This window comes from Shinella sp. WSD5-1 (assembly GCF_963942435.1).
In the GTDB taxonomy this organism is placed as follows: domain Bacteria; phylum Pseudomonadota; class Alphaproteobacteria; order Rhizobiales; family Rhizobiaceae; genus Shinella; species Shinella yambaruensis.
Map to the genome: position 1 here is coordinate 1280766 of NZ_OZ012596.1, position 25808 is coordinate 1306573.

Annotated in this window: 24 protein-coding genes; 16 read left to right on the forward strand and 8 right to left on the reverse strand. The window is 65.3% G+C overall.

Features of this window, described 5'->3' with window-relative positions; translation table 11 throughout:
• Positions 1–22 precede the first annotated feature (22 nt).
• The 4 genes from fliG to motA all read right to left on the reverse strand — a co-directional run bounded on the left by fliG (position 23) and on the right by motA (position 3557).
• Positions 23–1063 (reverse strand): flagellar motor switch protein FliG, encoded by a 1041-nt coding sequence (gene fliG / locus AABQ55_RS06175; RefSeq protein WP_272804405.1) that lies wholly within the window; start codon positions 1061–1063, stop codon positions 23–25.
• 29 nt (positions 1064–1092) lie between these two features.
• Positions 1093–1671 (reverse strand): flagellar motor switch protein FliN, encoded by a 579-nt coding sequence (gene fliN / locus AABQ55_RS06180; protein ID WP_244767520.1) that lies wholly within the window; start codon positions 1669–1671, stop codon positions 1093–1095.
• 62 nt (positions 1672–1733) lie between these two features.
• A complete protein-coding gene (locus AABQ55_RS06185) occupies positions 1734–2681 on the reverse strand; it encodes a FliM/FliN family flagellar motor switch protein (RefSeq protein ID WP_398430150.1) in 948 nt (315 codons plus the stop codon).
• Between the two features lie 3 nt (positions 2682–2684).
• Positions 2685–3557, reverse strand: coding sequence for a flagellar motor stator protein MotA (gene motA, locus AABQ55_RS06190; protein ID WP_244767521.1), 873 nt, complete (start codon positions 3555–3557; stop codon positions 2685–2687).
• A gap of 172 nt (positions 3558–3729) precedes the next feature.
• Between motA and AABQ55_RS06195 the strand changes: the two genes are divergently transcribed.
• The 16 genes from AABQ55_RS06195 (at position 3730) to AABQ55_RS06270 (ending at position 16735) form a co-directional block, all read left to right on the forward strand.
• Positions 3730–4509 carry a DUF1217 domain-containing protein gene (locus AABQ55_RS06195; protein WP_272804406.1) on the forward strand — a complete coding sequence of 260 codons (780 nt, stop codon included), beginning with the start codon at positions 3730–3732 and terminating at the stop codon, positions 4507–4509.
• A gap of 1 nt (position 4510) precedes the next feature.
• Positions 4511–5236 carry a flagellar basal-body rod protein FlgF gene (flgF, locus tag AABQ55_RS06200; RefSeq protein WP_244767523.1) on the forward strand — a complete coding sequence of 242 codons (726 nt, stop codon included), beginning with the start codon at positions 4511–4513 and terminating at the stop codon, positions 5234–5236.
• 69 nt (positions 5237–5305) lie between these two features.
• Positions 5306–6649, forward strand: coding sequence for a flagellar protein export ATPase FliI (fliI, locus tag AABQ55_RS06205; protein WP_443021141.1), 1344 nt, complete (start codon positions 5306–5308; stop codon positions 6647–6649).
• Complete coding sequence (locus AABQ55_RS06210) at positions 6646–7212, forward strand: flagellar protein (protein WP_244767525.1); 567 nt, start codon at positions 6646–6648, stop codon at positions 7210–7212. Before fliI ends, AABQ55_RS06210 begins: the two co-directional genes overlap by 4 nt.
• 314 nt (positions 7213–7526) lie before the next feature.
• Positions 7527–7910, forward strand: a complete 384-nt coding sequence (gene flgB, locus AABQ55_RS06215; RefSeq protein WP_272804408.1) for a flagellar basal body rod protein FlgB — start codon at positions 7527–7529, stop codon at positions 7908–7910.
• A 3-nt stretch (positions 7911–7913) separates the two neighbouring features.
• Complete coding sequence (flgC, locus tag AABQ55_RS06220) at positions 7914–8333, forward strand: flagellar basal body rod protein FlgC (protein WP_272804409.1); 420 nt, start codon at positions 7914–7916, stop codon at positions 8331–8333.
• Positions 8330–8668 carry a flagellar hook-basal body complex protein FliE gene (locus AABQ55_RS06225; RefSeq protein WP_244767528.1) on the forward strand — a complete coding sequence of 113 codons (339 nt, stop codon included), beginning with the start codon at positions 8330–8332 and terminating at the stop codon, positions 8666–8668. Before flgC ends, AABQ55_RS06225 begins: the two co-directional genes overlap by 4 nt.
• Before the next feature lie 9 nt (positions 8669–8677).
• Positions 8678–9460, forward strand: a complete 783-nt coding sequence (gene flgG, locus AABQ55_RS06230; RefSeq protein ID WP_244767529.1) for a flagellar basal-body rod protein FlgG — start codon at positions 8678–8680, stop codon at positions 9458–9460.
• Positions 9461–9479: 19 nt separating this feature from the next.
• On the forward strand, positions 9480–9989 hold the full coding sequence (flgA, locus tag AABQ55_RS06235) for a flagellar basal body P-ring formation chaperone FlgA (RefSeq protein ID WP_244767530.1): 510 nt from the start codon (positions 9480–9482) through the stop codon (positions 9987–9989).
• Positions 9989–11101: a flagellar basal body P-ring protein FlgI gene (locus AABQ55_RS06240; protein WP_244767633.1), complete on the forward strand. Its 1113-nt coding sequence runs from the start codon at positions 9989–9991 to the stop codon at positions 11099–11101. The genes flgA and AABQ55_RS06240 overlap by 1 nt, the downstream gene beginning before the upstream one ends.
• Positions 11098–11646 carry a MotE family protein gene (locus AABQ55_RS06245; RefSeq protein WP_244767531.1) on the forward strand — a complete coding sequence of 183 codons (549 nt, stop codon included), beginning with the start codon at positions 11098–11100 and terminating at the stop codon, positions 11644–11646. Before AABQ55_RS06240 ends, AABQ55_RS06245 begins: the two co-directional genes overlap by 4 nt.
• Entirely contained in the window at positions 11643–12353 is a 711-nt protein-coding gene (gene flgH, locus AABQ55_RS06250; protein ID WP_244767532.1) for a flagellar basal body L-ring protein FlgH, read from the forward strand. Before AABQ55_RS06245 ends, flgH begins: the two co-directional genes overlap by 4 nt.
• A 29-nt stretch (positions 12354–12382) precedes the next feature.
• Entirely contained in the window at positions 12383–12886 is a 504-nt protein-coding gene (locus AABQ55_RS06255; protein ID WP_272804410.1) for a flagellar basal body-associated FliL family protein, read from the forward strand.
• Complete coding sequence (fliP, locus tag AABQ55_RS06260; RefSeq protein WP_244767534.1) at positions 12883–13629, forward strand: flagellar type III secretion system pore protein FliP; 747 nt, start codon at positions 12883–12885, stop codon at positions 13627–13629. Before AABQ55_RS06255 ends, fliP begins: the two co-directional genes overlap by 4 nt.
• A gap of 392 nt (positions 13630–14021) precedes the next feature.
• On the forward strand, positions 14022–15209 hold the full coding sequence (locus AABQ55_RS06265; RefSeq protein WP_272804411.1) for a flagellin N-terminal helical domain-containing protein: 1188 nt from the start codon (positions 14022–14024) through the stop codon (positions 15207–15209).
• A gap of 329 nt (positions 15210–15538) precedes the next feature.
• Positions 15539–16735 (forward strand): flagellin N-terminal helical domain-containing protein, encoded by a 1197-nt coding sequence (locus tag AABQ55_RS06270; RefSeq protein WP_244767536.1) that lies wholly within the window; start codon positions 15539–15541, stop codon positions 16733–16735.
• A 78-nt stretch (positions 16736–16813) separates the two neighbouring features.
• Here the strand turns inward: AABQ55_RS06270 and glf are convergent, their stop codons facing one another.
• The 4 genes from glf to AABQ55_RS06290 all read right to left on the reverse strand — a co-directional run bounded on the left by glf (position 16814) and on the right by AABQ55_RS06290 (position 25651).
• Positions 16814–17971: a UDP-galactopyranose mutase gene (gene glf, locus AABQ55_RS06275; RefSeq protein WP_272804412.1), complete on the reverse strand. Its 1158-nt coding sequence runs from the start codon at positions 17969–17971 to the stop codon at positions 16814–16816.
• A gap of 12 nt (positions 17972–17983) precedes the next feature.
• Positions 17984–19276 (reverse strand): hypothetical protein, encoded by a 1293-nt coding sequence (locus AABQ55_RS06280; protein ID WP_272804413.1) that lies wholly within the window; start codon positions 19274–19276, stop codon positions 17984–17986.
• A 47-nt stretch (positions 19277–19323) separates the two neighbouring features.
• A complete protein-coding gene (locus tag AABQ55_RS06285; RefSeq protein ID WP_272804414.1) occupies positions 19324–21372 on the reverse strand; it encodes an O-linked N-acetylglucosamine transferase, SPINDLY family protein in 2049 nt (682 codons plus the stop codon).
• A gap of 199 nt (positions 21373–21571) precedes the next feature.
• A complete protein-coding gene (locus tag AABQ55_RS06290; protein ID WP_272804415.1) occupies positions 21572–25651 on the reverse strand; it encodes a beta strand repeat-containing protein in 4080 nt (1359 codons plus the stop codon).
• Positions 25652–25808 lie beyond the last annotated feature (157 nt).

Genomic DNA, 25808 nt, shown 5'->3' on the forward strand with positions numbered 1-25808 from the left:
GGCGTTACCGTGTCAAGCTGGATCAGGCCGCCGCGCGTTCCTCGGCCTTCTCCTTCAACTGGATTTGCCCGGCCGCGGCCAGGCGGATGGCCTCCTGCGTGATCGAGCGGCGGGCGATCGCCACTTCGCGCGGATTGACGCCCTGGTCACCGGCCGCAAGGTCGGATTCGATCATGCGGCGCTGGCGTGCGCCGATCGACGAGAGAACCGATTCGCGCAGCTCCATCGAGGCGCCGCGCAGCGCCGCCGTGATGATGTCGCCCGAGACATCGTTGAACAGCGACACGCGGCTTCTCTGCGGCATGTAGAGCACGTCCTCGAAGAGGAAGATCTTCGGGCGGACCTTCTTGGCCGATTCGGTGGAGACCGTTTCGAGCGAGGCGAGCATCTCGTCGACCTGCGACTTCTCCAGTTCGTTCATGAGGTCGGCGACCTTGTTGGAGCCGAGCGAATTGCGCTCGGCATCCAGCGCGTTGATCATCTCGATGACGCGTGCCTCGACGATCGCGGTCGCCTTCGGGCTCGCATCCTTCAGGTTGACGGTACGGTTGATGATGTCGGCGCGGTGGTCGTCCGGGATCTCCAGCAGCACCTTGGCGCCGAAGGCCGACGGCATCATGGAGAGGATATAGGCGATGGTCTGCGGGTGCTCGTTGAGCAGGAACCTTGCCACGAAGACCGGGTCGGCGTCCTGCAGACGGTCCCAGATCGTCGTCTCGTAGGCCTGGAAGGCGGCGCGGCGGCCGAGCAGGCCGTCCACCTCGTCCGGCGTCAGGCCCTCTTCGAGAATGCCTTCCATCATCTTGGCGTTGTCCATCAGGCCCGCGCCCTCGGTGAAGAGGTCCTCGAACTCGTTGACGAGCTCGATCAGTTCATGCGGCGGGATGGCGCGGAGGTTCTGCGCGGCGGCGATGATCGCCTGGAGCTCGCTCTGGGTGAAATACTTCAAGAGCTTGCCGGCAACGCCCTTGCCCATGGCAAGGAGCACGGCTGCCGCCTTCTCGACCTGCGTCAGCGGCGCGCCGACCGCCGTGGAGGTACCGAAATTTTCGAAATCCATCATGGATCATCCCCCTGAGACCTCAACCGGTATCAGACTTTGCGTGTACTCTTCACTTCGATGAGCTTGACCCCGAAGCGGGTGTCGTCGTTTTCAAGGACGGTGATTTCGCCGCGGCCGATGACGCGGCCGTTGACCATGACCTCGACGGGCTCGCCGATGCGGCGGTCGAGCGCGATCGTTGCGCCCTCGGAAAGGTTCATGAGGCTGGAGACCTGCATCTGCGAGGAGCCCAGGACGATCTGCAGATCGATCGGGATGTCCATGATGAGGTCGAGGTTGGACTGGAGCGCGCTGCCGGGCCGCGGGGCTTCGCCGAGTTCGGCGCTGAAGTCGCTGCCGCCGCTGAAGTCGCCGCCGCCGAAATCGGACCCGCCGAAGCCGGCGCCGGCGCCGAAATCCGTCGTGGCCGCGCCGCCGCCGAAATCCGAGCCGCCGAAGGCGGCAAGCGGGTCATTGTCGACGGTCGCCGGCAGGTCGGCGCCGAAGCTGCCGGAGGAATCCTTCTGAAGAACGCCGCGCAGGTCATCGATCGCCTGCTCCAGTTCCTGGTCGCCCGCATTGAGGGAAGACGTCATGTCGTCAGCGATGGGTGTTTTCTTCGGTGCCATAAGACCACTATTCCATTCGAAACTTGCCCGAGGCGTGCCGCCAGGCAGGCATCATGCCTAAACTATCCTATGAGGTGCTGGAGGATGTCCTCCTCCGAACCGTACGTATCCTTGACGCGAACCGTGTAGCGGGCACCCGAGCGGCCGAACTCGCAGACATAGAGGTTGCGGCCGTTCGCGTTCACCTCCACGCGCACGTCCCCCGCTTCGTTGAAGGGAATGATGTCGCCGGCCTGCAGGCGGCTGATCGTGTCGAGCGTCTGCGCCTCCAGGCGGATGCGCGCCTCGAGGGAGACCTTGGAGCGGCGGACCTGCTCGCCGAGCTGCTCGCTCCACTCGACGCGGGTCTTCGGCGCGTTGGCGGGTTTCGGCGTGGTGATGGTCGATTTCAGGAGAACGGCCTGCGGCACGATGACGTGGAAAGTGGAGAGCACCGGGCCTATGCCGACGGCCATGTTGACCATGGCGACGAAGGTCTCGTCCGAGCCGTCCTCGGTCGCCTTGCGGGTTTCCGCATTGTGCGCCGGGCCAAGCAGCGGCTCGAAGCCGTTGGCGCCCATGACGGCGGTCTTCAGCACGCCGGAAATCCGGTCGAACATCATGGCGGCAAGGTCGAGCTCGATCTTGGAGAGCGGGCGCGGTTCCGGATCGTCGATCGCATCGCTGACGGCGCCGAGCATGTTCTCGACGAGCGTGATGATCATCGGGCTGTCGCAGATCAGCGTGAAGCGGTCGCACCAGTCGCGCAGCGACGCATCGCAGCAGGCCATGGCGCCGCCGAGGCCTTCGACCAGCGGGCCGTATCTGCCGGTCGAGAAGCCTGCATAGGAGACCGCGACCTCGAAGCCGAGTTCGCTTTCCAGCATGTCCGGCAGGAATTCGGCGAAGACGTCGCCAAGGCTGGCACAGAGCCTGGAGATCGTCGCCTGGTCGCCGAGCCGGCCGGTGAGGCGGGCGAGCACGATCGGGTCCATGGCGGAAGGGGCTTCGGTCACGCGGGCTTCCTTCATCTCTTAGGCCGCCTTCGAACCGCCGCCGGGATTCATCATCTCCTGCTCCACCGCGTCGATGGAGGGGCGTTCGTAGGAGGAGATGGTCTTGCGGCCGTATTCCAGCGCCACCTGCGGCACGGAGCCGTTCATGTAGGCGAGCAGCGTCTGCTTGACGATGATGTAGAGGCGGTTCTGCTTCTCGCGCACGACCTTGATGTTGGTGGTGATGGGCGTGACGATCGAATAGGACAGGAACACGCCGAGGAGCGTGCCGACGAGGGCGGCGGCGATCTTGCCGCCGAGGATTTCCGGGCTCTCGTTGATCGCGCCCATGGCCTTGATAACCCCGAGAACGGCCGCGACGATGCCGATGGCCGGGAAGGCGTCGCCCATGGTGTTGAGCGCGTTGTAGGGCTTCATCTTGTCGCGCGTGATCGTCTGGATCTCCTCGTCCATCAGCGCCTCGATCTCGTGGCTGCGGGCATTGCCGATGATGATGAGACGGACATAGTCGCAGATGAAGGCGGTCAGCTCCTTGTTGGCGAGCACCGTCGGGGCGGACTGGAAGATCGCGGATTCGGCCGGATTGTCGATATGCGCTTCGATCTCGTTGCGCGATTTCGTGCGCAGGTCCCGCATCAGGCTGTAGAGCACGCCCAGCGTATCGAGATAGTGGCGCTCCTTCGGAACCTTGTGCTTGAAGGCCTCGCCCAGCGCCTTGCCGGTCTCCTTGATCACCTTCATCGTGTTGGCGACGATGAAGCCGCCGATGCCGGCGCCGCCGATGATCAGCAGCTCGAAGGGCTGGTTCAGCACCTCCAGATGCCCGCCCATGGCCATGTAGCCGCCAAGGACGCAGCCGAAGGTAACGATTAGACCGATAACGATGTTCATGAGCGCAGGTGTCCCGACACAATTCTGACCGCTCCGGGAATACGGTTCCAGCCTTGCGTGAAGCTGTACCTAACGGCAGGTTCATCGATCAGGTTCGCGCAAGCAAAAGCCGCGAGGATTATGGTTCAAAACGGGCATTCATGCCCTCCCGAATCTTGATCGGCGGCCCATCGTGACGACCACCTATACGAGCTACAAGCTGATTACCGCGGACCTCCAGACGTCGCTGAAGCGCGTTTCGGAGCAGCCGGACGTCAAGCGCGAGACGGAATACTACCTCGCCAGGATCGGCAGCGTGAAATCGATCGACGACTTCTTCGCCGACAGCAGGCTCTACAACTACGCGATGAAGGCGCACGGCCTGGAGGACATGGCCTATGCCAAGGCCTTCATGCGCAAGGTGCTGACCGAGGGCGTGGATGACAAGGCGGCCTTCGCCAACCAGCTTTCCGATACGCGCTACAAGGAGCTGGCGGAATCGCTGAACTTCGCCAGGCACGGCGAGGTCGCCACCACCTTCGAGCGCGCCCAGAAGGGCGTCGTCGACAAATATACCCGCCAGACGCTGGAGGTCAGTGCCGGCGAGGACAATACCGGCGTGCGCCTCGCGCTCTATTTCGAGCGCATGGCGCCCTCCATCACCTCGGGCTATTCGATCATTGCCGACGATGCGCTGGCGCAGGTCGTGCGCACCGCGCTGCAGCTTCCCGCGGAATTTGCCGCCACCGATATCGACCGGCAGGCGGAATTCTACGCGGACGTGCTCAACCTCGACGACTTCAAGGATACCTCGAAGGTCGGCAAGTTCCTCGAGCGCTTCACCGCCATGTGGGAGCTGGAGAACCCGTCCGGCAGCTACGATCCGATGACCGTCTTCCAGCCGTCGAGCCTCACCGGCATTTCGACGGACCTGCTCATTTCCATCAACAATCTGAAACTCGGAGGTCGCTGACATGCAGACCGGGCTTTATGTATCGCTTTCGTCCCAGCTTGCGCTCGACCGCCGCCTGACGACGCTGGCCGACAACGTCGCGAATTCGACGACCGTCGGCTTCCGCGCCGCGGAGGTGAAGTTCAACCAGGTGGTCAGCGACCAGAAGGTCGCCGACGTCGCCTTCGTGTCGCCGGGCAACGAGTTCCTGTCCACCCGTAGCGGCGGCATGACCGAGACCGGCGGCACGCTCGATTTCGCCATCAAGGGCGACGCCTGGTTCCAGGTGGAGACGCCGTCCGGCCCGACGCTGACGCGTGACGGCCGCTTCACGGTGACCGATGCCGGCGAGCTGGTCTCCCTCAACGGCTATCCCGTGCTCGACGCCGGCGGCGGGCCGATCCAGCTCGATCTCGCCAACGGTCCGATCCTGCTCAGCGCCGACGGCCAGCTCAACCAGAACGGCCAGCCCGTCGCCGCGCTCGGCCTGTTCCAGGCCGATCTGTCCGGCGGCTTCATGCGCGCCGGCAACAGCGGCATCATCACCAATGTCCCGCCGGAGCCGGTCGTCGACCGCGTCGATGCGGGCGTGGTGCAGGGCTACATCGAGGAATCCAACGTCAACGCCATCAGCGAGATGACGCAGCTGATCCAGGTCACGCGCGCCTTCGAGAGCGTCGCTTCGCTGATGCGCGACAGCGAGGAGTCGCTGAAGGAAGCCATCCGCACCTTCGGCGGAAACCGGTAAGCGCCCATGACCTCGGCACAGGGCGGCATGGGCAACGAAACGGGCAGGGCCGGCGGCAAGCTGCGCGCGATGGCAGGCCTCGTCAAACGCTATTCCTCGCCGGAGTTCTCCGTGGCGCATGGCGGCCATGTCCAGACCATCGCGGCCGGGAACTATACGGTGAGCGGCCTGTCGCGCCATGTGCGGCTCGGCGAGTTCGTCGCGCACCGCAGCCCGACCGGCATCCACCTCGGCGAGGTCGTCCGCGTCGAGCCGGACACCGTCGTCGTCTGCCCGATCGAGCCGGGCGAGCCGATCGGCATCCACGACGTGGTCATCCGCAAGGGCGCCTTCCGCGTGGCGCCGACATCGGCCTGGTGCGGCCGCACGATCAACGCGCTCGGCGAACCGATCGACGGGCGCGGCCCGCTCGTGCAGGGCGGCGTGCGCCGCTCGATCTCCAATTCCGCCCCGCCCTCGATGACGCGCAAGCGTGTCGAGACGGGCTTTTCCACCGGCGTGCGCGCGGTCGATATCTTCGCGCCGCTCTGCCTTGGCCAGCGCCTCGGCATCTTCGCCGGTTCGGGCGTCGGCAAGTCGACGCTGCTTTCCATGCTGGCGCGGGCCGATGCGTTCGACAAGGTGGTGATCGCACTCGTCGGCGAGCGCGGCCGTGAAGTGCGTGAATTCATCGAGGATACGCTCGGCGACAACCTCGTAAAGTCGGTCGCCGTCGTCGCGACCAGCGACGAAAGCCCGATGCTGCGCAAGATGGCGCCGCTGACCGCGGTGACGATCGCCGAGCACTACCGCGACCAGGGCGACAACGTGCTGCTGATCATCGACAGCGTGACGCGTTTTGCCCATGCCATCCGCGAGGTGGCGACCGCCTCCGGCGAGCCGCCGATCGCCCGCGGCTATCCGGCCTCCGTCTTCACCGAGCTGCCACGCCTTCTGGAGCGCGCGGGGCCGGGCGCCGAAGGGGCAGGCACGATCACGGCGATCATCTCGATCCTCGTCGACGGCGACAACCACAACGACCCGATCGCCGACTCGACCCGCGGCATCCTCGACGGTCATATCGTGCTGGAGCGCAGCCTCGCCGAAGAGGGGCGGTATCCGCCGATCAACCCGCTTGCCTCCATCTCGCGCCTTGCCCGCAAGGCCTGGACGCCGGATCAGGAGCGGCTGGTGGCGCGGCTGAAGGCCCTCATCCACCGCTTCGAGGAAACACGGGACCTGCGCCTCATCGGCGGCTATCGCCCGGGTGCCGATCCCGACCTCGACATGGCGATCAAGCAGGTGCCGATCATCTATGAGGTTCTGAAACAGACGCCGGGCGAACCGCCCGCCGGCGATGCATTCTCCGATCTTGCCATGGCGCTGAAGAACGCGGCCGGGCAGGGCGGTGCGCCGGCAACGAGAAGGGGATGACAGTGACGGATTTCGATGCGGACCAGGCCATTCAGCCGATGAAGCGCTCGAACAGCGGGCGTTATTCGACGGGCGACAAGCTGCTGGTGGGCACGGGCGTGCTGCTCGCCGCCATGGCCGCCTTCTTCCCGTGGTATGTCTTCCTGAACCCGGAAAAGTTCTCCGTGCCGGCGCTGTGGGAAGGCACGACCCGCGACCTGCCGGAAACGGCGGCCAAGGACGTGATGAGCGTTTCGCCCGCCGCGATGGTGGACGACGACAACGATCCGGGGCTTGAAAGCCTCGACCCCGTTTCGACCGCCACCGCGCCCAGCGTCGGCGAGAAGGAGAAGTCGCTCGGCGCGCCGGTCGAAACCGGCCTCGACCAGCCGCTGCCGGCCTCGTCCGGCTTCCGGCTGATGCATGTGGCCAACGGCCGGGCGCTGATCGAGGACGCCACCGGCATGTATATCGTGCGCGTCGGCTCGATCCTGCCGGACAACAGCCGCCTTGCGACCCTCGAGCAGCGCGACGGCGCCTGGGTCATCGTCACCTCGAACGGCGATATCATCAAGCGCAACTGATCGGGCAAGACCCCAAGGGCATGGCGTTCGCTTGTGGCAGGCCCCTCACCCTAACCCTCTCCCCGCAGGCGGGGAGAGGGGACCTGCCTCACGAAACCGTATTGGCCGGGGCAGCCGGCGCGGCATATCCCTTCTCCCCGCTTGCGGAGAGAAGGTGGCCGACAGGCCGGATGAGGGGCCAGTCCCCGCGCCCTGCCAAAGACGCTGACACTTATTCCCCTGCAAATCCAGCCGGTTGCAAACAAACCGCCGCGCAGCAAGTCTGACGCAAGATTGGCTCCGTAGGTTCGCCGTGAACAAGGATGGAGCTTGTCATGCAACCGATACAACTGTTTGAACTGGCCTCGAAACAAGCCGAATGGCTATCCGTCCGCCAGAGTGTGGTTGCAGGCAACATCGCAAACGCAAACACCCCCGGATTCAGGGCGAAGGACGTCACCCCCTTTCAGGCGGTGCTCGAAACGACGGGCATCCGCATGGCGACGACGCAGCCGGGCCATCTCACCGATGGCGGCGAAATGGCGAGCCGCGTCGTCGAGACCAAACCCACCGACGGGATCGGCGTGCAGGAGTCCGGCAACACGGTCGGCCTTGCCGAGGAACTCATGAAGGAGGGCCAGGTCAAGCGTGAGTTCGAGTTGAATGCCGGCCTCGTCAAGGCCTTTCATCGCATGATGCTGATGACAGTCAGAAGGTAAGAAATGGATCCGCTCATTGCTTCAATGAAAGTCGCGGCTTCGGGTCTGGAAGCACAGTCCACCCGTATCCGCATCGTTTCGGAAAACCTGGCGAACGCCCGCTCGACAGGCGACACCCCCGGCGCCGATCCTTTTCGCCGCAAGACCGTGACCTTCGCGGCCGAGCTTGACCGGGTGAGCGGCGCGTCGCTCGTCGAGGTCGAGCGCCTCGGCTTCGACGAAGGCGAGTTCGCGACGGAATACGACCCCGGCAACCCGGCGGCGAATGCCGAAGGCATCGTCAAGATGCCGAACGTCAACATGCTGGTGGAAATGGCCGACATGCGGGAAGCCAACCGCTCCTATGAAGCCAACCTGCAGAGCATCAAGCAGTCGCGCGACCTGATCAGCGCGACCATCGATCTCCTGAGGGCCTCGCAATGATCGAAAGCGTAAAGGGCGTCAATTCGCTCTTCTCCACCAACGCCCTCTCGGGCGTCACCACCGAGACGTCCAATTCGGTTTCCGCCTCCGCTGCGGCCGTGCAGGGCACGGGAACCCAGATGAGCTTTGCCCAGGTGATGGGCGACGTGGCGACGGACATGGTGGACAGGCTGAAGCTCAGCGAGACCAAATCCTTCGAAGCCATCCAGGGCAAGGCGACGACCCGCGAAGTGGTCGACGCCGTCATGAGCGCCGAGCAGACGCTGCAGACCGCCATCGCCATCCGCGACAAGATCGTCACCGCCTATCTCGAAGTCGCAAGAATGCAGATCTGAGGACCGGACATGAAAGCCCTTGCCATCGCCGCCACCGGCATGAACGCGCAGCAGACCAACCTTGAAGTCATCGCGAACAACATCGCGAACATCAACACGACCGGCTTCAAGCGCGCCCGCGCCGAATTCTCGGACCTGCTCTACCAGACCGAGCGCGCCGCCGGCGTGCCGAACCGCGCCAACCAGGCGGTCGTGCCGGAGGGGGCCATCATCGGCCTCGGCGTGAAGACGGCCGCCATCCGCAACCTGCATCTCCAGGGCGGCCTGACGAGCACCGGCAACTCCTTCGACCTCGCGCTCATCGGCCGCGGCTGGTTCCAGATCGAGGCGGCGGACGGCTCCACGCTCTACACCCGAGCCGGCGCCTTCAACACGAATGCCGAAGGCCAGCTTGTGACCCTCGACGGCTACACCGTCGTGCCGGGCATCAACGTGCCGCAGGATGCGACGGAGATCACGGTCAGCAAGTCCGGCCAGGTCTATGCGACCGTCGGCGGCCAGCAGCAGGAGCTCGGCCAGATCACGCTGGCGAACTTCGTCAACGAGGCCGGCCTGGAGCCGCTCGGCGAAAACCTCTTCCGCGAGACCGCGGCCTCGGGCCCGGCCAATGTCGGCGCGCCGGACGAGGCGGGCTTCGCCTATATCCAGCAGAACTACCTCGAGGCGTCGAACGTCGATCCGGTCAAGGAAATCACCGACCTGATCTCCGCCCAGCGCGCCTATGAGATGAACTCCAAGATCATCCAGGCGGCGGACGAAATGGCGGCCGTGGTCAGCAAGAACCTGAGATAGAAACCAACATGCGGGGAACATGATGTTTCGCCTGAAAGCAGCACTTCGGAATGGAAAGACCCTGTCAGCCCGGTGGCGCGCGGCCCTCGTCGCGCCTGCCGCGCTTGCCGGTCTTCTCGTGGCCGACGCGGCTCTGGCCGATATGCGCACCGCCGTCGTGCCCAAGCGCATCATCTATCCCGGCGAGGAGATCCAGGCGGGGCAGCTCGAAGTGGTCGAGGTGACCAACCCGAACATCGTCAAGGGATTTGCCGAAAGCATTTCCGACGTCAGCGGGCTCGTCACCAAGCGCACCCTGCTGCCCGGCCGCGTCATCCTCGTCTCGGCCCTGCGCGAGCCCTTCCTCGTGAACCGCGGTTCCACCGTGCAGATGGTCTTCGACAACGGTTCGCTCGTCATCCGCGCCAGCGGCACGCCTCTGCAGGATGCCGCCGTCGGCGAACTCATCCGGATCCGCAACAAGGACACGGGCGTGATCGTCTCCGGCACGGTCATGGCCGACGGAACCGTGCATGTGGTGGCGAAATGATGCGTGATTTCCTCTCCCGCGCCCTTGCCGTTCTCGCCTGCCTCGTGCTGGCGGCCGGACCGGCGCTGCCGGCGGCCCGCATCAAGGACGTCGCCTCGCTGCAGGCCGGCCGCGACAACCAGCTGATCGGCTACGGCCTCGTCGTCGGCCTCCAGGGCACGGGCGACAGCATGCGTTCCTCGCCCTTCACCGAGCAGTCCATGCGGGCGATGCTGCAGAATCTCGGCATCTCCATGGTGGGCACGCAGACGCGCGCCAAGAACATCGCGGCCGTGCTCGTCACCGCCAACCTGCCGCCCTTCGCCAGCCCCGGCAGCCGCATCGACGTGACCGTCGGTTCGCTCGGCGATGCCTCGTCGCTGCGCGGCGGCACGCTCGTCATGACCTCGCTCTCGGGCGCCGACGGCCAGATCTACGCGGTCGCGCAGGGCTCGATCGTCGTCACCGGCGTCAGCGCCGGCGGCGAGGCGGCGACCGTGCAGCAGGGCATCACCACTGCCGGCCGTGTGCCGAACGGCGCCATCATCGAGCGGGAATTGCCCTCGCGCTTCAAGGATTCCTCCGACCTGGTGCTGCAACTGCGCAATCCCGACTTTTCCACCTCCGTCGGCATGGCGGACGCGATCAACCGCTACGCGTCCGCGCAGTACGGCGGGGCGATCGCCGAATCGCGCGATTCGCAGTCGGTCTACATCGCCAAGCCGAAGACGGCCGACCTCGCCCGCCTGATGGCCGATATCGAGAACCTCGTCATCGAGACCGATGCGCCCGCGCGCGTCGTCGTCAACGAGCGCACGGGGACGATCGTCATCGGCCAGGACGTGCGCATCTCGCCCGTCGCCGTCAGCTACGGAACGCTCACCGTGCAGATCAACGAAATGCCCAAGGTCATACAGCCCGAACCGTTCTCCAAGGGCGTGACGGCGGTCGAGCCGAACACGGACATCCTCGTCCAGCAGGATGGCGGCACGGTCGCCCTGCTCGATGGATCGAGCCTGCGCTCGCTGGTCACCGGTCTCAACAGCATCGGCGTCAAGCCGGATGGCATCATCTCCATCCTGCAGAGCATCAAGACCGCAGGCGCCCTCCAGGCAGAACTGGTGCTGCAATGACGACAGTTACGACCCTCATCGCCGTCAGGACGCTGGCGCGCAAGCTCGCGCTGCCGATCGCCGGCTTCGTGCTGATGGCCATTCCCGGTGCCTTCGCCGAGGAACGCCCGGTCATCATGACGACCAAGGCGACCGCCGACGAGATCCGCGAATTCTGCACCAATATCGCGGACGCGGCACGCGACCAGCGCTATCTCCTCCAGAAACAGGAACTGGAAAGCCTCCAGAAGGATATCGACGCACGCATCAAGACGCTGGAGACCCGCCGCGCCGAATACGAGGACTGGCTCAACCGCCGCAACAACTTCCTCAAGACGGCCGAGGCGGGGCTCGTCGAGATCTATCGCAAGATGAAGCCCGATGCGGCGGCCGCGCAGCTTGCCGAGATCAACCCGGAGATCGCCTCGGCGATCGTCATGAAGCTGCCGCCGCGCCAGTCGAGCACGATCCTGGCGGAAATGCCGGCCGACAAGGCCGCGCTGCTCACGCGGCTCATCGCCATCGTGGGCGATCCGAATACGTCAAAGTCAAAGGACCCGTCATGAAGAAGACCGCCTCCGCACTCGCCGTCGCGCTGGCGCTTTCGGGCTGCACGAGCCAGGCCATCAACGAGATCGGCCGCGCGCCTGCGATGAGCCCGATCGGCAGCGGCCTCAACTATGCGGAAACGCCGCAGATGGCGATGTATCCCAAGCAGCCGCGCACGGCGGTTGCCGGCTATTCGATCTGGAGCGACCAGCAGTCGGCGCTCTTCAAGGATTCGCGCGCCTTCAAGGTCGGCGATATCCTGACCGTCAACATCCGCGTCAACGACCGGGCGAGTTTCGACAACAAGACCGACCGCTCGCGCACCAACAAGAGCGGCATGAATTTCGGCTTCGGCGGCTCGGGCAACAACTTCAAGGTCGATACGGAAGCCGACCTCAACTACGGCTCCTCGACCAGCACCAAGGGCGATGGCTCGACGGAGCGTTCCGAGCGGCTGAACCTGCTCGTCGCCGCCGTGGTGACGGGCGTCATCGAGAACGGCAACCTCCTGATCAGCGGTTCGCAGGAAGTGCGCGTCAACCACGAGCTTCGCATCCTCAACGTCGCCGGCATCGTGCGCCCTCAGGATGTCGACGCCGACAACCAGATCGCCTACGAGCGGATCGCGGAGGCGCGCATCTCCTATGGCGGCCGCGGCCGCCTGACCGAGGTGCAGCAGCCGCCATGGGGCCAGCAGGCGGTGGACCTGCTCTCGCCGATCTGACGCAGCCCTGACAATACGGGAAGACGAACATGGCGGACGAAGAAGAGGTCGTCGAGAAGAAGAAGCCCACGCTGGTCATCACCATCGCGGCCATTGCCGGGCTGACGCTGCTGGCGGCCGGCGGCGGCTGGTTCCTGGGCAACATGCTCGCCCCGCCGCCCGCCGAAAAGCCGGCGGAAGAGGTGGTGAAGGCGGAGGGCGGCGCGGAAGGCGAGGCGACCGAGGTCGTGCCGCATATCTCCACCGAGGCGAACGGCGTCGTGCTGCTCGATCCGATCACCAGCAACCTTGCCTATCCTTCGGACAACCGTGTCCGTCTCGAAGTCGCGCTGATGTTCAAGGGCGTGCCGGACGTCAAGCTCGCCGAGGAGATCCACCAGGACATCCTCGCCTATATGCGCACGGTCTCGCTCCAGCAGGTGCAAGGCCCGCGCGGGTTCCAATATCTCCGGGAAGACCTGCAGGAGCGGGTTGACCTCAGGTCCGAAGGGCGCGTAACCAACGTCATGTTCCGGACCTTTGTGATCGAATGATTCGAGCCTTTCTGACCTTCATCGCCATGATGGCGATGACCGGCATGGCCTATGCCCAGCAGCAGTTGCAGCTGCCGGGGGATTTGCTCAATGCGCAGGTCGACGGGTCGGTCGCCTCCTGGATCATCCGCACCTTCGGGCTGCTCACCGTGCTGTCGGTGGCGCCCGGCATCCTCATCATGGTGACGAGCTTTCCGCGCTTCGTCATCGCCTTCTCGATCCTTCGTTCCGGCATGGGCCTCGCCACGACGCCGTCGAACATGATCCTCGTCTCGCTCGCCCTCTTCATGACCTTCTACGTCATGGCGCCCACCTTCGACCGGGCCTGGCAGAACGGCGTCGAGCCGCTGATCGCCAACCAGATCGACGAGACGGAAGCGGCCAGGCGCATCGCCGAGCCGTTCCGCGAGTTCATGGTGGCCAATACGCGCGACAAGGACCTCGAACTCTTCATCTCGCTGGCGGAAGAGCGCGGCCAGACGGTCGTGCAGAACAACGTCGCGGACCTGCGCGTCGTCATCCCGGCCTTCATGATCTCGGAAATCCGCCGCGGCTTCGAGATTGGCTTCCTCGTCGTCCTTCCCTTCCTCGTCATCGACATGATCGTCGCCACCATCACCATGGCCATGGGCATGATGATGCTGCCGCCGACCTCGATCTCGCTGCCCTTCAAGATCCTGTTCTTCGTGCTCATCGACGGCTGGAACCTGCTCGTCGGCAGCCTGGTGCGCTCGTTCAGCTAGAGCAATTCCAGCAAAAGTGCGCAGCGGTCTTGCGTCCGGAATTGCGTAAAAACAAATACCTGGAGCGTTTTCGCGATTGAGGAAAAGCGGAAACGCTCCGGGTATTGCGGCAGCAGCGCGACGCGGCCATTCCGGCATTGCTCAAGAGCTCCGGATTTTCTCAACCGTGAAATTTTACCGGCGGTTAACCATACTTCGCGATCGCTCGAAGGCACTTTGCCCATTTAAGGAGTTGGCAAGGATTGGCTGCGAGTTTTGCTCAGACACGACGGGTTTGGTATCCCTTCAGATCCCTGGAGAAACCGAGTTGGCATGATGCCGAACCGCCGTAACCGGTAAGTTCCCAGTCCGGTATGTCCCCCACCAGTATTATGTTCAAAGGGACAACGATAATGACGAGCATTCTCACCAACGCAGCCGCCATGTCTGCTCTCCAGACGCTGCGCTCCATCAACAACGGCATGGAAGATACGCAGGCGCGCGTTTCCTCGGGTCTGCGCGTCGGCAACGCGTCTGACAACGCCGCCTACTGGTCGATCGCGACCACGATGCGTTCCGACAACATGGCGCTCTCCGCCGTCCAGGACGCTCTCGGCCTCGGCGCCGCCAAGGTCGACACGGCCTATTCCGGCATGGACTCCGCCATCGAAGTCGTCAAGGAGATCAAGGCCAAGCTGGTCACCGCAACCGAAGACGGCGTCGACAAGGCGAAGGTCCAGGAAGAAATCAAGCAGCTTCAGGATCAGCTGAGAGGGATCGGCGACGCGGCCTCCTTCTCGGGTGAAAACTGGCTGAAGGCCGACATCACCACCGCCCAGGTCAAGAACGTCGTCGGCTCCTTCGTGCGCGACGACAGCGGCAATGTCTCTGTCAAGAAGATCGACTACACCCTCGACACCAACACGGTTCTGTTCGACACCGGCGGCGACACGGGCATTCTCGATCAGACCCGGGACATCAGCGGCCCCTCCGTCACGCTGAACATCAACGTTGGCGGCGTCACCACCGCGGAAACCGTAAAGGCGTTCACGACGGATGACATCATCACGTCGGGTGCTGGCGCCTCCGCCTTCGATGGCAACTATGCCAACGACGGTGCAGCGAGCTATGTTAAGGTCGCGGACAACACCTGGGTTCTGGCCGTCGACCAGTCGACGGTTCCCGATCAGGAAGTTGCCTACACGGACTCGAGCAGCGCCCTTTGGGCGGTCGATATCGCTGGCGGCGCTGCCGCTCTGGCGGCCACCGCGGTCCAGCAGTCGGTCGACAATCTCGACATCACGACGATCACGACGGATGCACAGCTCAGCAATCTCATCCAGATGGTCGACGATGCACTGACGACCATGACCAGTGCTGCCGCCTCGCTCGGTTCGATCTCTTCGCGCATCGACCTGCAGTCCGAGTTCGTCTCCAAGCTCACCGAATCGATCGACAAGGGCGTCGGTCGCCTGGTCGATGCGGACATGAACGAGGAATCGACCCGCCTGAAGGCACTGCAGACCCAGCAGCAGCTCGCCATCCAGTCGCTGTCGATCGCCAACTCGGCTTCGCAGAACGTCCTGTCGCTGTTCCGCTAATACGCGATCCCGGGAACAAGGGCGGGCGGTGGCTGACCGCACGCCTGACCCAACTGAGCCGCGCTTCCGAAAGGGGCGCGGCTTTAGTTTTTTCTTAACCTTGCTGTGTTACGCGCGCACGCGCGAGGGTTGTGATATTGCGCGGCCGGTGCAGCGATTTTTCCGCCGCTTAGCAGTTCGTTAACCATGATCACGTTAGCTAAAGCCATCGAAGCGGCGGGCTGACTTCCTGGGGAAGATGGAGCTTGGCAGGCATGACGCCGACCGTTGTTTCCCCGGTGTGACCGGAATGTCCCTTCTCTTTCAGCCAATCAAGGGGCACCCAATTAATGACGAGCATTCTCACCAACGTCGCGGCCATGTCCGCGCTCCAGACCCTGCGCTCCATCGGCTCCAATATGGAAGAAACGCAGGGACGCGTCTCCTCCGGCATGCGCGTCGGCACTGCCTCTGACAACGCTGCCTACTGGTCGATCGCCACCACGATGCGCTCCGACAACATGGCGCTTTCCGCCGTTCAGGACGCCCTCGGCCTCGGCGCCGCCAAGGTCGACACCGCCTATGCCGGCATGGAGTCCGCCATCGAAGTCGTCAAGGAAATCAAGGCCAAGCTCGTTGCCGCGACTGAAGACGGCGTCGACAAGGCGAAGATCCAGGAAGAAATCGACCAGCTCCAGGACCAGCTTGTCAGCATTTCCCAGGCGGCTTCCTTCTCGGGCGAAAACTGGCTTCAGACAGACCTGACGGCCGCTTCCGGTTCCGAAATGAAGAGCATCGTGGGTTCCTTCGTGCGCGACGAAGCGGGCAACGTTTCGGTCAAGAAGGTCGACTACGAGCTCAGCACCTCCACGGTTCTGTTCGACACCGGCGGCGATACGGGCATCCTCGATCAGGTCAGGGACATCAGCGGTCCTTCCGCCACCTTGAACATCAATGTTGGCGGTGTCACCTCTCCGGTAACCGTCAAGTCGTTCACGACCGATGACATCATCGCGTCGGGTCTCGGCGCATCCACCTTCGATGGCAGCTATGCCAACGACGGTACGGACAACTACGTCAAGGTTGCGGACAATACCTGGGTTCTGGCGGTCGACCAGTCGACGGTCCCCGATCAGGAAGTTGTCTACACGGACTCGAGCGCCGGCCTGTGGGCGGTCGACATCCCCGGCGGTCAGGCCGCTCTGGCGGCGACTGCGGTCGAACAGTCTGTCGACAATCTCGACATCACGGCAATCACGACGGCCGAACAGCTCGGCAATCTCATCCAGATGGTCGACGATGCCTTGACGATGATGACCAGCGCGGCTGCCGACCTTGGTTCGATCACCATGCGCATCGACCTGCAGGGAGACTTCGTCAAGAAGCTGACGGAATCCATCGACAAGGGCGTCGGCCGCCTGGTCGATGCCGACATGAACGAAGAATCGACCCGCCTGAAGGCATTGCAGACCCAGCAGCAGCTCGCCATCCAGTCGCTGTCGATCGCCAACTCGGCTTCGGAAAGCATCCTCACGCTCTTCCGTTGATCGGAAGACGGCCGGATCTTTCAAGGTTCTCGGAAGGCCCCGGTTTACCGGGGCCTTCTTTCGTTTCGTCCGGGCGCCTCAGAGCGGCGGGTGCAGGAAGGTGGCCATCGCCGCATTCTCTGCCCGGCGGGAAAGGTAGAGCCGGGCGGTGTCGAGCGCCTCGCGGATCGTCACGTCCATGTCGAGGTAGCGGTAGGTGCCGAGCCGGCCGACGAAGGTGACGCCGGCTTCCTGCTCCGCGCGGGAGACATAGTCGGCGAGCTGTGCCTTTTCCTCCACGAGGCGGATCGGGTAGTAGGGGATGTCGTCCGGCCCGCAGGCGCGCGAGAATTCGCGGTAGCAGACCGAGCCCGCGGGCTCCTCCCAGGGCGAAAAATGCTTGTGCTCGGTGATGCGGGTATAGGGGACGGCGACGTCGCCGTAGTTCATCACCGCGCAGCCCTGATAGTCGCCCTCATAGGTGAAGCGCTCGAAATCGAGCGTGCGGTAGCCGAGCCGGCCGAGTTCGTAATCGAAATAGCCGTCGAGCGGGCCGGAATAGAAGAGATGGCTGTAGCCCGCCTTCTCGCCGCGCCGGAAGCTGGTTTCCAGTCGGACCGTGATGTTCGGATGATCGAGGATGCGCGCGATCATCTCGGTATAGCCGGTCTCCGGCATGCCCTGGTATTTGTGGAAGAAGTAATTGTCCTCGTAGTTGAAGCGCACTGGCAGGCGCTTCAGGATCGAGGCCGGCAGCTCGGTCGGCGAGCAGCCCCATTGCTTTTGCGTATAGCCCTTGAAGAAGGCCTCGTAGAGGTCGCGACCGACGAAGCGCAGCGCCTGTTCCTCGAAGGTCTGCGGATCGGTGATCGTCTTGTCCGCCTGCGCGTCCAGGAAGGCGCGCGCCTCGTCCGGGCGAAAGCTCTTGCCGAAGAACTGGTTGATCGTGTGCAGGTTGATCGGCAGCGAATAGACCTGCCCGCCGCTGGTCGCCTTCACGCGGTTCTTGTAGGGCATGAAGGTCATGAAGCCGTTCACATAGTCCCACACTTCCTTGTCGTCGGTGTGGAAGATATGCGGCCCGTAGACATGCACCATCACGCCGGTCGCCTCGTCCCGCTCCGTATGGCAGTTGCCGCCGATATGGTTCCGCGTGTCGACGATCTCGATCGCATGGCCCGCCTCGGCAAGCGCACGGCCGATGACAGCGCCGGAAAGGCCGGCGCCGACGATGAGGATTTTTTCCTTTGCCCGCATGAAGACCGGTCCTCAGCCTGCTGCGCGCAGGGCGAGCTGCGGCTTCTCGTCGGCCGGGAAGAGACGCTCGCGCATGAGCGCCTCATAGGCGGCGACAAGCGGGCTCGGATCCCAGCCGCGCTCCTGCGGGCCGAAGCTCAGGTGGCTGACGGTGAAGTCCGAATAGATCGCCGTCGGCCGTTGCAGGAGCGTCGGAACGCCGATGGTCAGCGCGTGTTCGTCGTCGCCCTGGGGCAGGGCCATGTGCACGAGGTCGCGGCCGAGCCAGGCGATGAAGTTGATCGACTGCCGCTCCGTCCAGTCGACGACCCTGGCGGGAAGGGCGAGGGTCCTGCCGCCCTGGCCGAGGAAGAAGTCGTGCAGCTTCACGGCCCGCTCGGCGCTCTCCCAGAGGCTGCCGCCGAAACCGCCCGGCGGCAGCTCGAAATGGCCGACGCCCGGCGGGATGGAACCGGCCGCCTGCTGGAAATAGGCGCAGACGCCGTTGTTCACCACATTGGCCGAGACGACGAAGTAATGCGGATTGTTCCGGCGGAACCGGATGAAGCCGTCCAGCTCGTCGATGTCGAGATAGACGATGTCGTCGTCGCATTTCAGGAACACCGCGTCGGAAAAGGCCGCGAGCTGCGTGGCGTAGTAGTCGTAGGCCTGCCAGTAGGGCATCTGCTCGTTCGGATTGCCGATATAGCGCCGCGTGGCCGCACCGGCGTCGCAAAGCTCGAGATCCGCGCCCCAGCCGCCGCGCATCTGCACGCTTGCGCCGGCGGAAAAGTCGAGTTCCGGCCAACTGCCGATGGTGACGTTGTTGACGCGCAGCGTCGGCGCGCCGGCCGCGTCGAGCGACAGCACGACATCGTTCGCTCGGCCGGGCGAGAGCACGCCGGGCGTCGGCGCGCTCCACAGGTTGGTGTCGTCGCCGCGCTCGGGGTTGTGCAGCTTTTCGCGCGGGATCTTGCGCATCGCCGAATGGGTGTTCTTCCAGCCGCCGACCACGAATTCATAGTGCTCGTTCGGGCGGTCGCGCGGGGTGAGGGTGATGTGCAGGTCGTGCCTTATGCGGGCGCTGGTACGGAACGAGGCCTGGCGCGAGACGCTGCCGACCGGCTGGTAGGGCACCTTCGCACCCATGTAGCGCACCGGGCCGAACTCCCGGCTCACCCAGGCGTGGTCCTCGGCCGAGCGGGTGAAGTCCCAGATGTGCCACTCGTCGATGATCCCGAGGTCCATCGCCCGGCGGACATATTGGGTGAGGATTTCCATCCGCTTCTGCCGTCCGGCAAAGGTCACCAGGATTACGGGGGTCATGCTGTCCTCGTCATTCAGAACTTCGGGTTGCGGGTCGAGCTGGGCGGTCAGGCGGCCGGCGCCGGCCAGAGGCGGGCGTCGGGCGAGAGCGGGGCGTGTTCGTCGAGGCTGGCAAGCGCCGCGCGATAGCGCTGCCGGTAGGCCTCTTCCTCCTCGAATTCGATGCCGGTAGCGGCAAGCTCGGCGCCGATTTCGTAATAGACGTCGAGGTTGCGCAGGTCGGGCACAGGCGTTTCGCCGCGTTCGGCATCGCCCTGCATCTGCCAGTAGAGCTCCTCAAGGCGGCGGGCGAGGCCGGGCATGTCGCGCAGTGCACAGGTCTCGCGCTGGTGCTGGAGCGAATCCTTTACCGCCGCAAGGCTTGCCGGGTTCCGGGCGAAGGCGACGGCCTTCTGCACGTAGTCGTCCGGGCCCGAGCAGATCATCTCGGGAATGCCGGCCGCCGCGACGATGCTGGCGCAGAAGCGCGAGGCGAAGCTCTTGCCCGCGATGGTCAATACCGGCAGGCCCTGCGTGATGGCATCGGCCGCGGTGGAATGGGCGCCGTAGGGGAAGGTGTCGAGGAAGAGATCGGCAAGGCCGATGCGGGCGAGATGGTCGGGGTTCTGCGTCTTCCCGGCGAAGATGATGCGCTCCGGCGCAACGCCGTTCTGCTCCGCGATCTGCTTCAGGCGCTCGTTGACGCTGTCGTCGCCGGCGAGCAGCCACAGCACGCTGCCGGGCGTTGCTAGCAGGATCGCCATCCAGCGGCCGAAGCAGGCGGCGGTGATCTTCTGCATGCCGTTGAAGCTTGCGAAGACGAAGGCGTTTTCCGGCAGGCCGACGCTGGCGCGCGTCGGGCGCGGCGAGACCGCGCGCTTGCGGTCCACCGGCTGGTTGCAGGCGATGCGCAGGACCTTCTCGGTGTAGTAGATCTCGTTTTCCGCCGGCACGATGTGTTCGTCGGCGATCATGTACTGGTGGTAAGGGCTCGCCATGGTGCCCGGATAGCCGCAGAAGTTCACGATCACGGGCGCCGGCCGGTAGGCGAAGATCTTGGTGCGGGCATGCTTGGTGTAGCCGTTGACGTCGACGAGCACGTCGATCTCGTCGGCGGCGATCTGGCGGGCGGCGTCGATGTCGCTGAGCGCGGCGATGTCGCGCCAATGGTCGACCGCCAGCTTGATGCGGGCCTGCGTCTGGTCGAGCGGTGCGGGATCGCCGCAATAATAGGCGAAGATCTCGACGCTCGTCTTGTCATGCAGTTCGAGCACTTCGCTGAGCGCGAAGCCCACGGCGTGCTGGCGCAGGTCCGAGGAGACGTAACCGACGCGCAGCCGCTGCCCGGTCCCCGATTTCTGCCGCACCGGACTGCGCGTGAAGTCCTGAAGATCGGCCGGTCGGCCGACATTCGTGCGGCAGTAGCGATGGGCCTTGGCCAGGTGGAACAGGGGATCGTCCGCATAGCAGGCGATCGTCATGGACGAGGTCGCGTCCATGAAATGGCGCGGCGTGACGTGAAGGGAGGGTGTGAAGACCGGCCATTTGCACTGGCGCATGCGCAGCGAGATCCAGTGCTGCGCCGCCTCGGTGCGCGACGGCTGCAGCTCCATGGCCTGCCAGAGGGCGGCTTCGGCCTCCTCCAGGTGCCCGGTGCCTTCCAGCACGCGGCCGATATGCTGGAGGCTGAGCAGGCGGTTGCTGATCCTGTCCGGCGTGACGTCGGCGGTCGCATCGGCATAGACGCGCCATTGCTGGACGGCCTGGCCTGTCAGGCCGCAATCCTCCAGCGTCCTGCCGAGATTGATATGGGCCTGGCCGAACTGCGGGTTGATGCGCACGGCGGCGCGAAGGGCGTGCAGCGCGCCGGCAGCATCGCCGGCCTTCGACAGCGAGACCGCATAGTTGAAATAGGCAAGATGCAGCAGCGGGTTATTGTCGTTGAAGGCGATCCAGATCTTGTAGAGTTCGCCTGCCTGTGCCGTCGCTCCGGCCGCCGTCAGGCTTTCCGTCGTCTGGAACAGGTCGGCCAGCGAGAGCTGCTGGTTGCGGGCCCGCCCGAGCAGATTGAGGAACGCCGTGGCGGGATCGGCAAGAATGGGAGTGCTGACGGTCATGACATCCTGCGGCAAGGGGGCCTGCTGGCCGGGCTGTTGAACGGCTCGGAAGGAGCTCGTCTGCCTTGCTATCGGAGTTGACTTGCGTCGGGCTGGTCGTTTTGCGCGAAGGGAAGGCCGCCATGTCCCGCGGATTGCAGCGCCGGGCGGGCGGAAGATGGCGGCGGCGCGGTTTCGGCCGCGCCGCCGGATGTCAATATTAGATCGCGGCGTAAGCCTGGATCACGGCTTCGACCTGCGCCGAGTTCATGGCGGCGATCTGCTCGGCCTTGAGGGCCATGATCTGGGCGGAGTCGAGGGCTGCGATGTCCTCGGTGGCCAGACCCTGCAGGGCCTTCAGGCCGATTGCAGCGATCTCTTCGGTCGTGAACGTCTTGATGTCGTCCGAGCTCATCGCCTGCAGGGCGGCGGCGCTGAGGCCGGCGATCTGCGTGCTGGTGAGGGCGGCAACCTGCGTCGTCGACAGGGCCTCGATCTGGCCGCTGGTCAGGGCTGCGATCTGCTTGGTGTCGAGAGCTGCGATCTGGCCGGTGCTGAGGGCCGCGATCTGCGTGCTGTTGACCGAAGCGATCTGCTTGGCGCTCAGGCCGGCGATCTGGCCGGTGCTGAGGGCTGCAAGCTGGCCGGTGGACAGGGCATTCAGCTGGGTGCTGGTGAGGGCACCGACCTGTTTGCTGTCGAGGGCCGCGATGGCCGCCGTCGTGATGCCGGCGAGCGCCGCGGTTTCAAGGCCGGCCAGCGCCTTGACGTTGATGGCCGCGAGCTCATCCGTGCTGAACAGGGCCAGTTCCGCCGAGTCGATGGTCTTCAGGGCGGCGGCGCTGAGGGCTGCGACCTGCGAGCTCGTCAGGGCGGCGACCTGTGCCGTCGACAGGGCTGCTGCCTGGCTGCTCGTCAGGGCCGCGATCTGCTTGGAGTCGAGAGCTGTGATCTGGCCGGTGCTGAGGGCCGCGATCTGCGTGCTGCTGACCGAAGCGATCTGCTTGGCGCTCAGGCCGCCGAGCTGGCCGGTCGTGAGGGCCGCGAGCTGGCCGGTGGACAGGGCATTGAACTGGGCGCTCGAGAGGGCACCGATCTGCTTGCTGTCGAGGGCCGCGATGGCCGCCGTCGTGATGCCGGCGAGCGCCGCGGTTTCGAGGCCGGCCAGCGCCTTGACGTTGATGGCCGCCAGTTCATCCGTGCTGAAGAGAGCCAGTTCCGCCGAGTCGATAGTCTTCAGGGCGGCGGCGCTGAGGGCTGCGACCTGCGAGCTCGTCAGGGCGGCGACCTGCGCCGTCGACAGGGCTGCTGCCTGGCCGCTGGTCAGGGCACCGACCTGGGCGCTCGACAGGCCGGCAATCTGGCCGGTGCTGAGGGCTGCGATCTGCGTGCTGTTGATCGAAGCGATCTGCTTGGCGCTCAGGCCGGCGATCTGGCCGGTCGCGAGGGCCGCGAGCTGGTCGGTGGACAGGGCATTCAGCTGGGTGCTGGTGAGGGCACCGACCTGCTTGCTGCCAAGGGCGCCGATGGCCGCCGTCGTGATGCCGGCGAGTGCCGAGGCTTCGAGACCGGCAAGGGCCTTGACGTTGATGGCCGCCAGCTCATCCGTGCTGAACAGGCCGAGCTCCGCGGCATCGATGGTCTTGAGCGTTGCCGCGCTGAGGGCAGCGACCTGCGAGCTCGTCAGGGCGGCGACCTGCGCCGTCGACAGGGCTGCCGCCTGACTGCTGGTCAGGGCGCCGACCTGGGCGCTCGACAGGCCGGCGATCTGGCCGGTGCTGAGGGCTGCGATCTGCGTCGAGCCGATCGTGGCGACCTGCTTTGCACTCAGGCCGGCGATCTGGCCGGTCGTGAGGGCCGCGAGCTGGTCGGTCGACAGGGCATTCAGCTGGATGCTGGTGAGGGCACCGACCTGCTTGCTGCCGAGGGCGGCGATGGCCGCCGTCGTGATGCCGGCAAGCGCCGAGGCCTCGAGGCCGGCGAGGGCCTTGACGTTGATGGCCGCCAGTTCATCCGTGCTGAAGAGGGCCAGTTCCGCCGAATCGACCGTCTTGAGGGCGGCGGCGCTGAGGGCCGCGACCTGCGAGCTCGTCAGGGCTGCGACCTGTGCCGTCGACAGGGCTGCTGCCTGGCTGCTGGTCAGGGCGCCGATCTGGGCGCTGCCCAGCGAGGCGATCTGGCTGGTGCTGAGGGCTGCGATCTGGGTCGAGCTGATCGTTGCGACCTGCTTGGCGCTCAGGCCGGCAAGCTGACCGGTGCTGAGGGCCGCGAGCTGGCCGGTGGACAGGGCATTGAACTGGGCGCTGGTGAGGGCACCGATCTGCTTGCTGTCGAGGGCGCCGATGGCTGCCGTCGTGATGCCGGCGAGTGCCGAGGCTTCGAGACCGGCAAGGGCCTTGACGTTGATGGCCGCGAGCTCATCCGTGCTGAAGAGGGCGAGTTCCGCCGAATCGATGGTCTTGAGGGCGGCGGCGCTGAGCGCTGCGGCCTGCGAGCTGGTGAGCGCGGCAATCTGCGCCGTCGACAGGGCCGCTGCCTGGCCGCTGGTCAGCGCACCGATCTGGGCGCTGCCCAGCGAGGCGATCTGGCCGGTGCTGAGAGCTGCGATCTGGGTCGAGCTAATCGTGGCGACCTGCTTGGCGCTCAGGCCGGCGATCTGGCCGGTCGTGAGGGCTGCGAGCTGGTCGGTGGACAGGGCGTTGAGCTGGCCGCTGGAGAGGGCGGCGATCTGGCCGGTGCCGAGGGCGCCGATGGCCGCCGTCGTGATGCCGGCAAGAGCCCCGGTGCTGAGACCGGCGAGGGCCTTGGCGTTGATGGCAGCCAGTTCGTCGGTGCTGAAGAGGGCCAGTTCCGCCGAATCGATGGTCTTCAGGGCGGCGGCGCTGAGCGCTGCGACCTGCGAGCTCGTCAGGGCGGCGACCTGCGCCGTCGACAGGGCCGCTGCCTGGCCGCTGGTCAGGGCACCGATCTGGGCGCTCGACAGGCCGGCGATCTGGCCGGTGCCGAGAGCGCCAACCTGGGTCGAGCTGAGCGTTGTAACCTGCTTGGCGCTCAGGCCGGCAAGCTGGCCGGTGCCGAGCGCTGCGACCTGGCCGGTGGACAGGGCATTGAGCTGGGTGCTGGAGAGAGCGGCGATCTGGCCGGTGCCGAGGGCGCCGATGGCCGCCGTCGTGATGCCGGCAAGGGCTCCGGTGCTGAGGCCGGCGATGGCCTTGGCGTTGATGGCGGCCAGTTCGTCGGTGCTGAAGAGGGCGAGTTCCGCCGAATCGATGGTCTTGAGGGCCGCGGCGCTGAGGGCTGCGACCTGCGAGCTGGTGAGCGCCGCGATCTGATCCGTCGACAGGGCAGCAGCCTGGCCGCTGGTCAGGGCCGCGATATGGGCGCTGTTGAGGCTGGCGATGCTGGCCGATGCGATGCCGGCGAGGGCGGCCGCATCGAGGCTGGCGAAGGCCTTGGCGTTGATGGCAGCCAGTTCGCCCGTGCTGAACAGGGCAAGTTCCGCCGAATCGATGGTCTTGAGGGCGGCAGCGCTGAGGCCGGCGACCTGCGTGGAGGTGAGGGCCGCGATCTGGTCCGTGGACAGGGCTGCAGCCTGGCCGCTGGTGAGTGCGCCGATCTGCGCGCTGGACAGCGACGCGATCTGGGCGGTGCTGAGGGCGGCGACCTGCGTGGAGCTGAGCGTGCCGACCTGCTTTGCCGTCAGACCGGCGAGCTGGCCGGTGCCGAGGGCGCCGAGCTGGCCGGTGGAAAGCGCGTTGAGCTGGGCGCTGGAGAGGGCGGCGATCTGGCCGGTGCCGAGGGCGGCGATGCTGGCGGTTGCGATGCCGGCGAGGGCTGCCGTGCTGATGCCGGCGATGGCCTTGGCGTTGATGGCGCCGAGCTCGTCGGTGGTGAACAGCGCAAGTTCGGCGGAATCGATGGTGGTGAGGACCTGGTAGCCGAGGGCCGCGATCTGCGCGGAGTTCAGCACGGCGATTTCATCCGTGGTGAAGGTGGCGACCTGGGCGCTGGTCAGGGCCGCTGCCTGGGTGGCCTTGAGGCCCGCGATGTGGCCGGAGGTGAGCGACGAGATCTGGCTGGCGCTGAGGCCGGCGATGGACTTGACGGCGATCGAGCCGATCTGCTCCGAGGTGAAGGAGAGCAGGCTGCTCGACGTGAAGGCGTTGAGCTGGGCGGCGCTGAGCGCCGCGACCTTTTCCGAGGTCAGTGCCGCGACGTCCGCGCTGTTGAGAAGCTGGATCGCACTCGTGGAAAGGTTCCGGATCTGGCTGGGAGTCAGATTGGTAATGATTGAAGTCATGGACGCGCGCCCTTGTGTTAGCGGATGACAAACGTCGTTTTCGTTCCACCGACCGTGCGGGAAGAGATTCGATCTTCTCCTCGGGTCCCAGGCGCGCAAGGCACCCGCCGTGTACCGCTCGGTCGAGCGCCATCCACGGCGCTAACGGTCCGGACGT

Coding starts and splice junctions, on each gene's coding strand:
- motA (WP_244767521.1), bottom strand. CDS start 3,557: ATGAACATCGTTATCGGTCTAATCGTTACCTTCGGCTGCGTCCTTGGC.
- AABQ55_RS06285 (WP_272804414.1), bottom strand. CDS start 21,372: ATGACCGTCAGCACTCCCATTCTTGCCGATCCCGCCACGGCGTTCCTC.
- AABQ55_RS06270 (WP_244767536.1), top strand. CDS start 15,539: ATGACGAGCATTCTCACCAACGTCGCGGCCATGTCCGCGCTCCAGACC.
- flgC (WP_272804409.1), top strand. CDS start 7,914: ATGGATCCGCTCATTGCTTCAATGAAAGTCGCGGCTTCGGGTCTGGAA.
- fliI (WP_443021141.1), top strand. CDS start 5,306: ATGGCAGGCCTCGTCAAACGCTATTCCTCGCCGGAGTTCTCCGTGGCG.
- fliN (WP_244767520.1), bottom strand. CDS start 1,671: ATGGCACCGAAGAAAACACCCATCGCTGACGACATGACGTCTTCCCTC.
- AABQ55_RS06280 (WP_272804413.1), bottom strand. CDS start 19,276: ATGACCCCCGTAATCCTGGTGACCTTTGCCGGACGGCAGAAGCGGATG.
- flgH (WP_244767532.1), top strand. CDS start 11,643: ATGAAGAAGACCGCCTCCGCACTCGCCGTCGCGCTGGCGCTTTCGGGC.
- glf (WP_272804412.1), bottom strand. CDS start 17,971: ATGCGGGCAAAGGAAAAAATCCTCATCGTCGGCGCCGGCCTTTCCGGC.
- AABQ55_RS06290 (WP_272804415.1), bottom strand. CDS start 25,651: ATGACTTCAATCATTACCAATCTGACTCCCAGCCAGATCCGGAACCTT.
- flgB (WP_272804408.1), top strand. CDS start 7,527: ATGCAACCGATACAACTGTTTGAACTGGCCTCGAAACAAGCCGAATGG.
- fliG (WP_272804405.1), bottom strand. CDS start 1,063: ATGATGGATTTCGAAAATTTCGGTACCTCCACGGCGGTCGGCGCGCCG.
- AABQ55_RS06225 (WP_244767528.1), top strand. CDS start 8,330: ATGATCGAAAGCGTAAAGGGCGTCAATTCGCTCTTCTCCACCAACGCC.
- AABQ55_RS06265 (WP_272804411.1), top strand. CDS start 14,022: ATGACGAGCATTCTCACCAACGCAGCCGCCATGTCTGCTCTCCAGACG.
- AABQ55_RS06185 (WP_398430150.1), bottom strand. CDS start 2,681: ATGAAGGAAGCCCGCGTGACCGAAGCCCCTTCCGCCATGGACCCGATC.
- flgA (WP_244767530.1), top strand. CDS start 9,480: ATGATGTTTCGCCTGAAAGCAGCACTTCGGAATGGAAAGACCCTGTCA.
- AABQ55_RS06245 (WP_244767531.1), top strand. CDS start 11,098: ATGACGACAGTTACGACCCTCATCGCCGTCAGGACGCTGGCGCGCAAG.
- AABQ55_RS06240 (WP_244767633.1), top strand. CDS start 9,989: ATGCGTGATTTCCTCTCCCGCGCCCTTGCCGTTCTCGCCTGCCTCGTG.
- flgG (WP_244767529.1), top strand. CDS start 8,678: ATGAAAGCCCTTGCCATCGCCGCCACCGGCATGAACGCGCAGCAGACC.
- AABQ55_RS06210 (WP_244767525.1), top strand. CDS start 6,646: ATGACAGTGACGGATTTCGATGCGGACCAGGCCATTCAGCCGATGAAG.
- flgF (WP_244767523.1), top strand. CDS start 4,511: ATGCAGACCGGGCTTTATGTATCGCTTTCGTCCCAGCTTGCGCTCGAC.
- AABQ55_RS06255 (WP_272804410.1), top strand. CDS start 12,383: ATGGCGGACGAAGAAGAGGTCGTCGAGAAGAAGAAGCCCACGCTGGTC.
- fliP (WP_244767534.1), top strand. CDS start 12,883: ATGATTCGAGCCTTTCTGACCTTCATCGCCATGATGGCGATGACCGGC.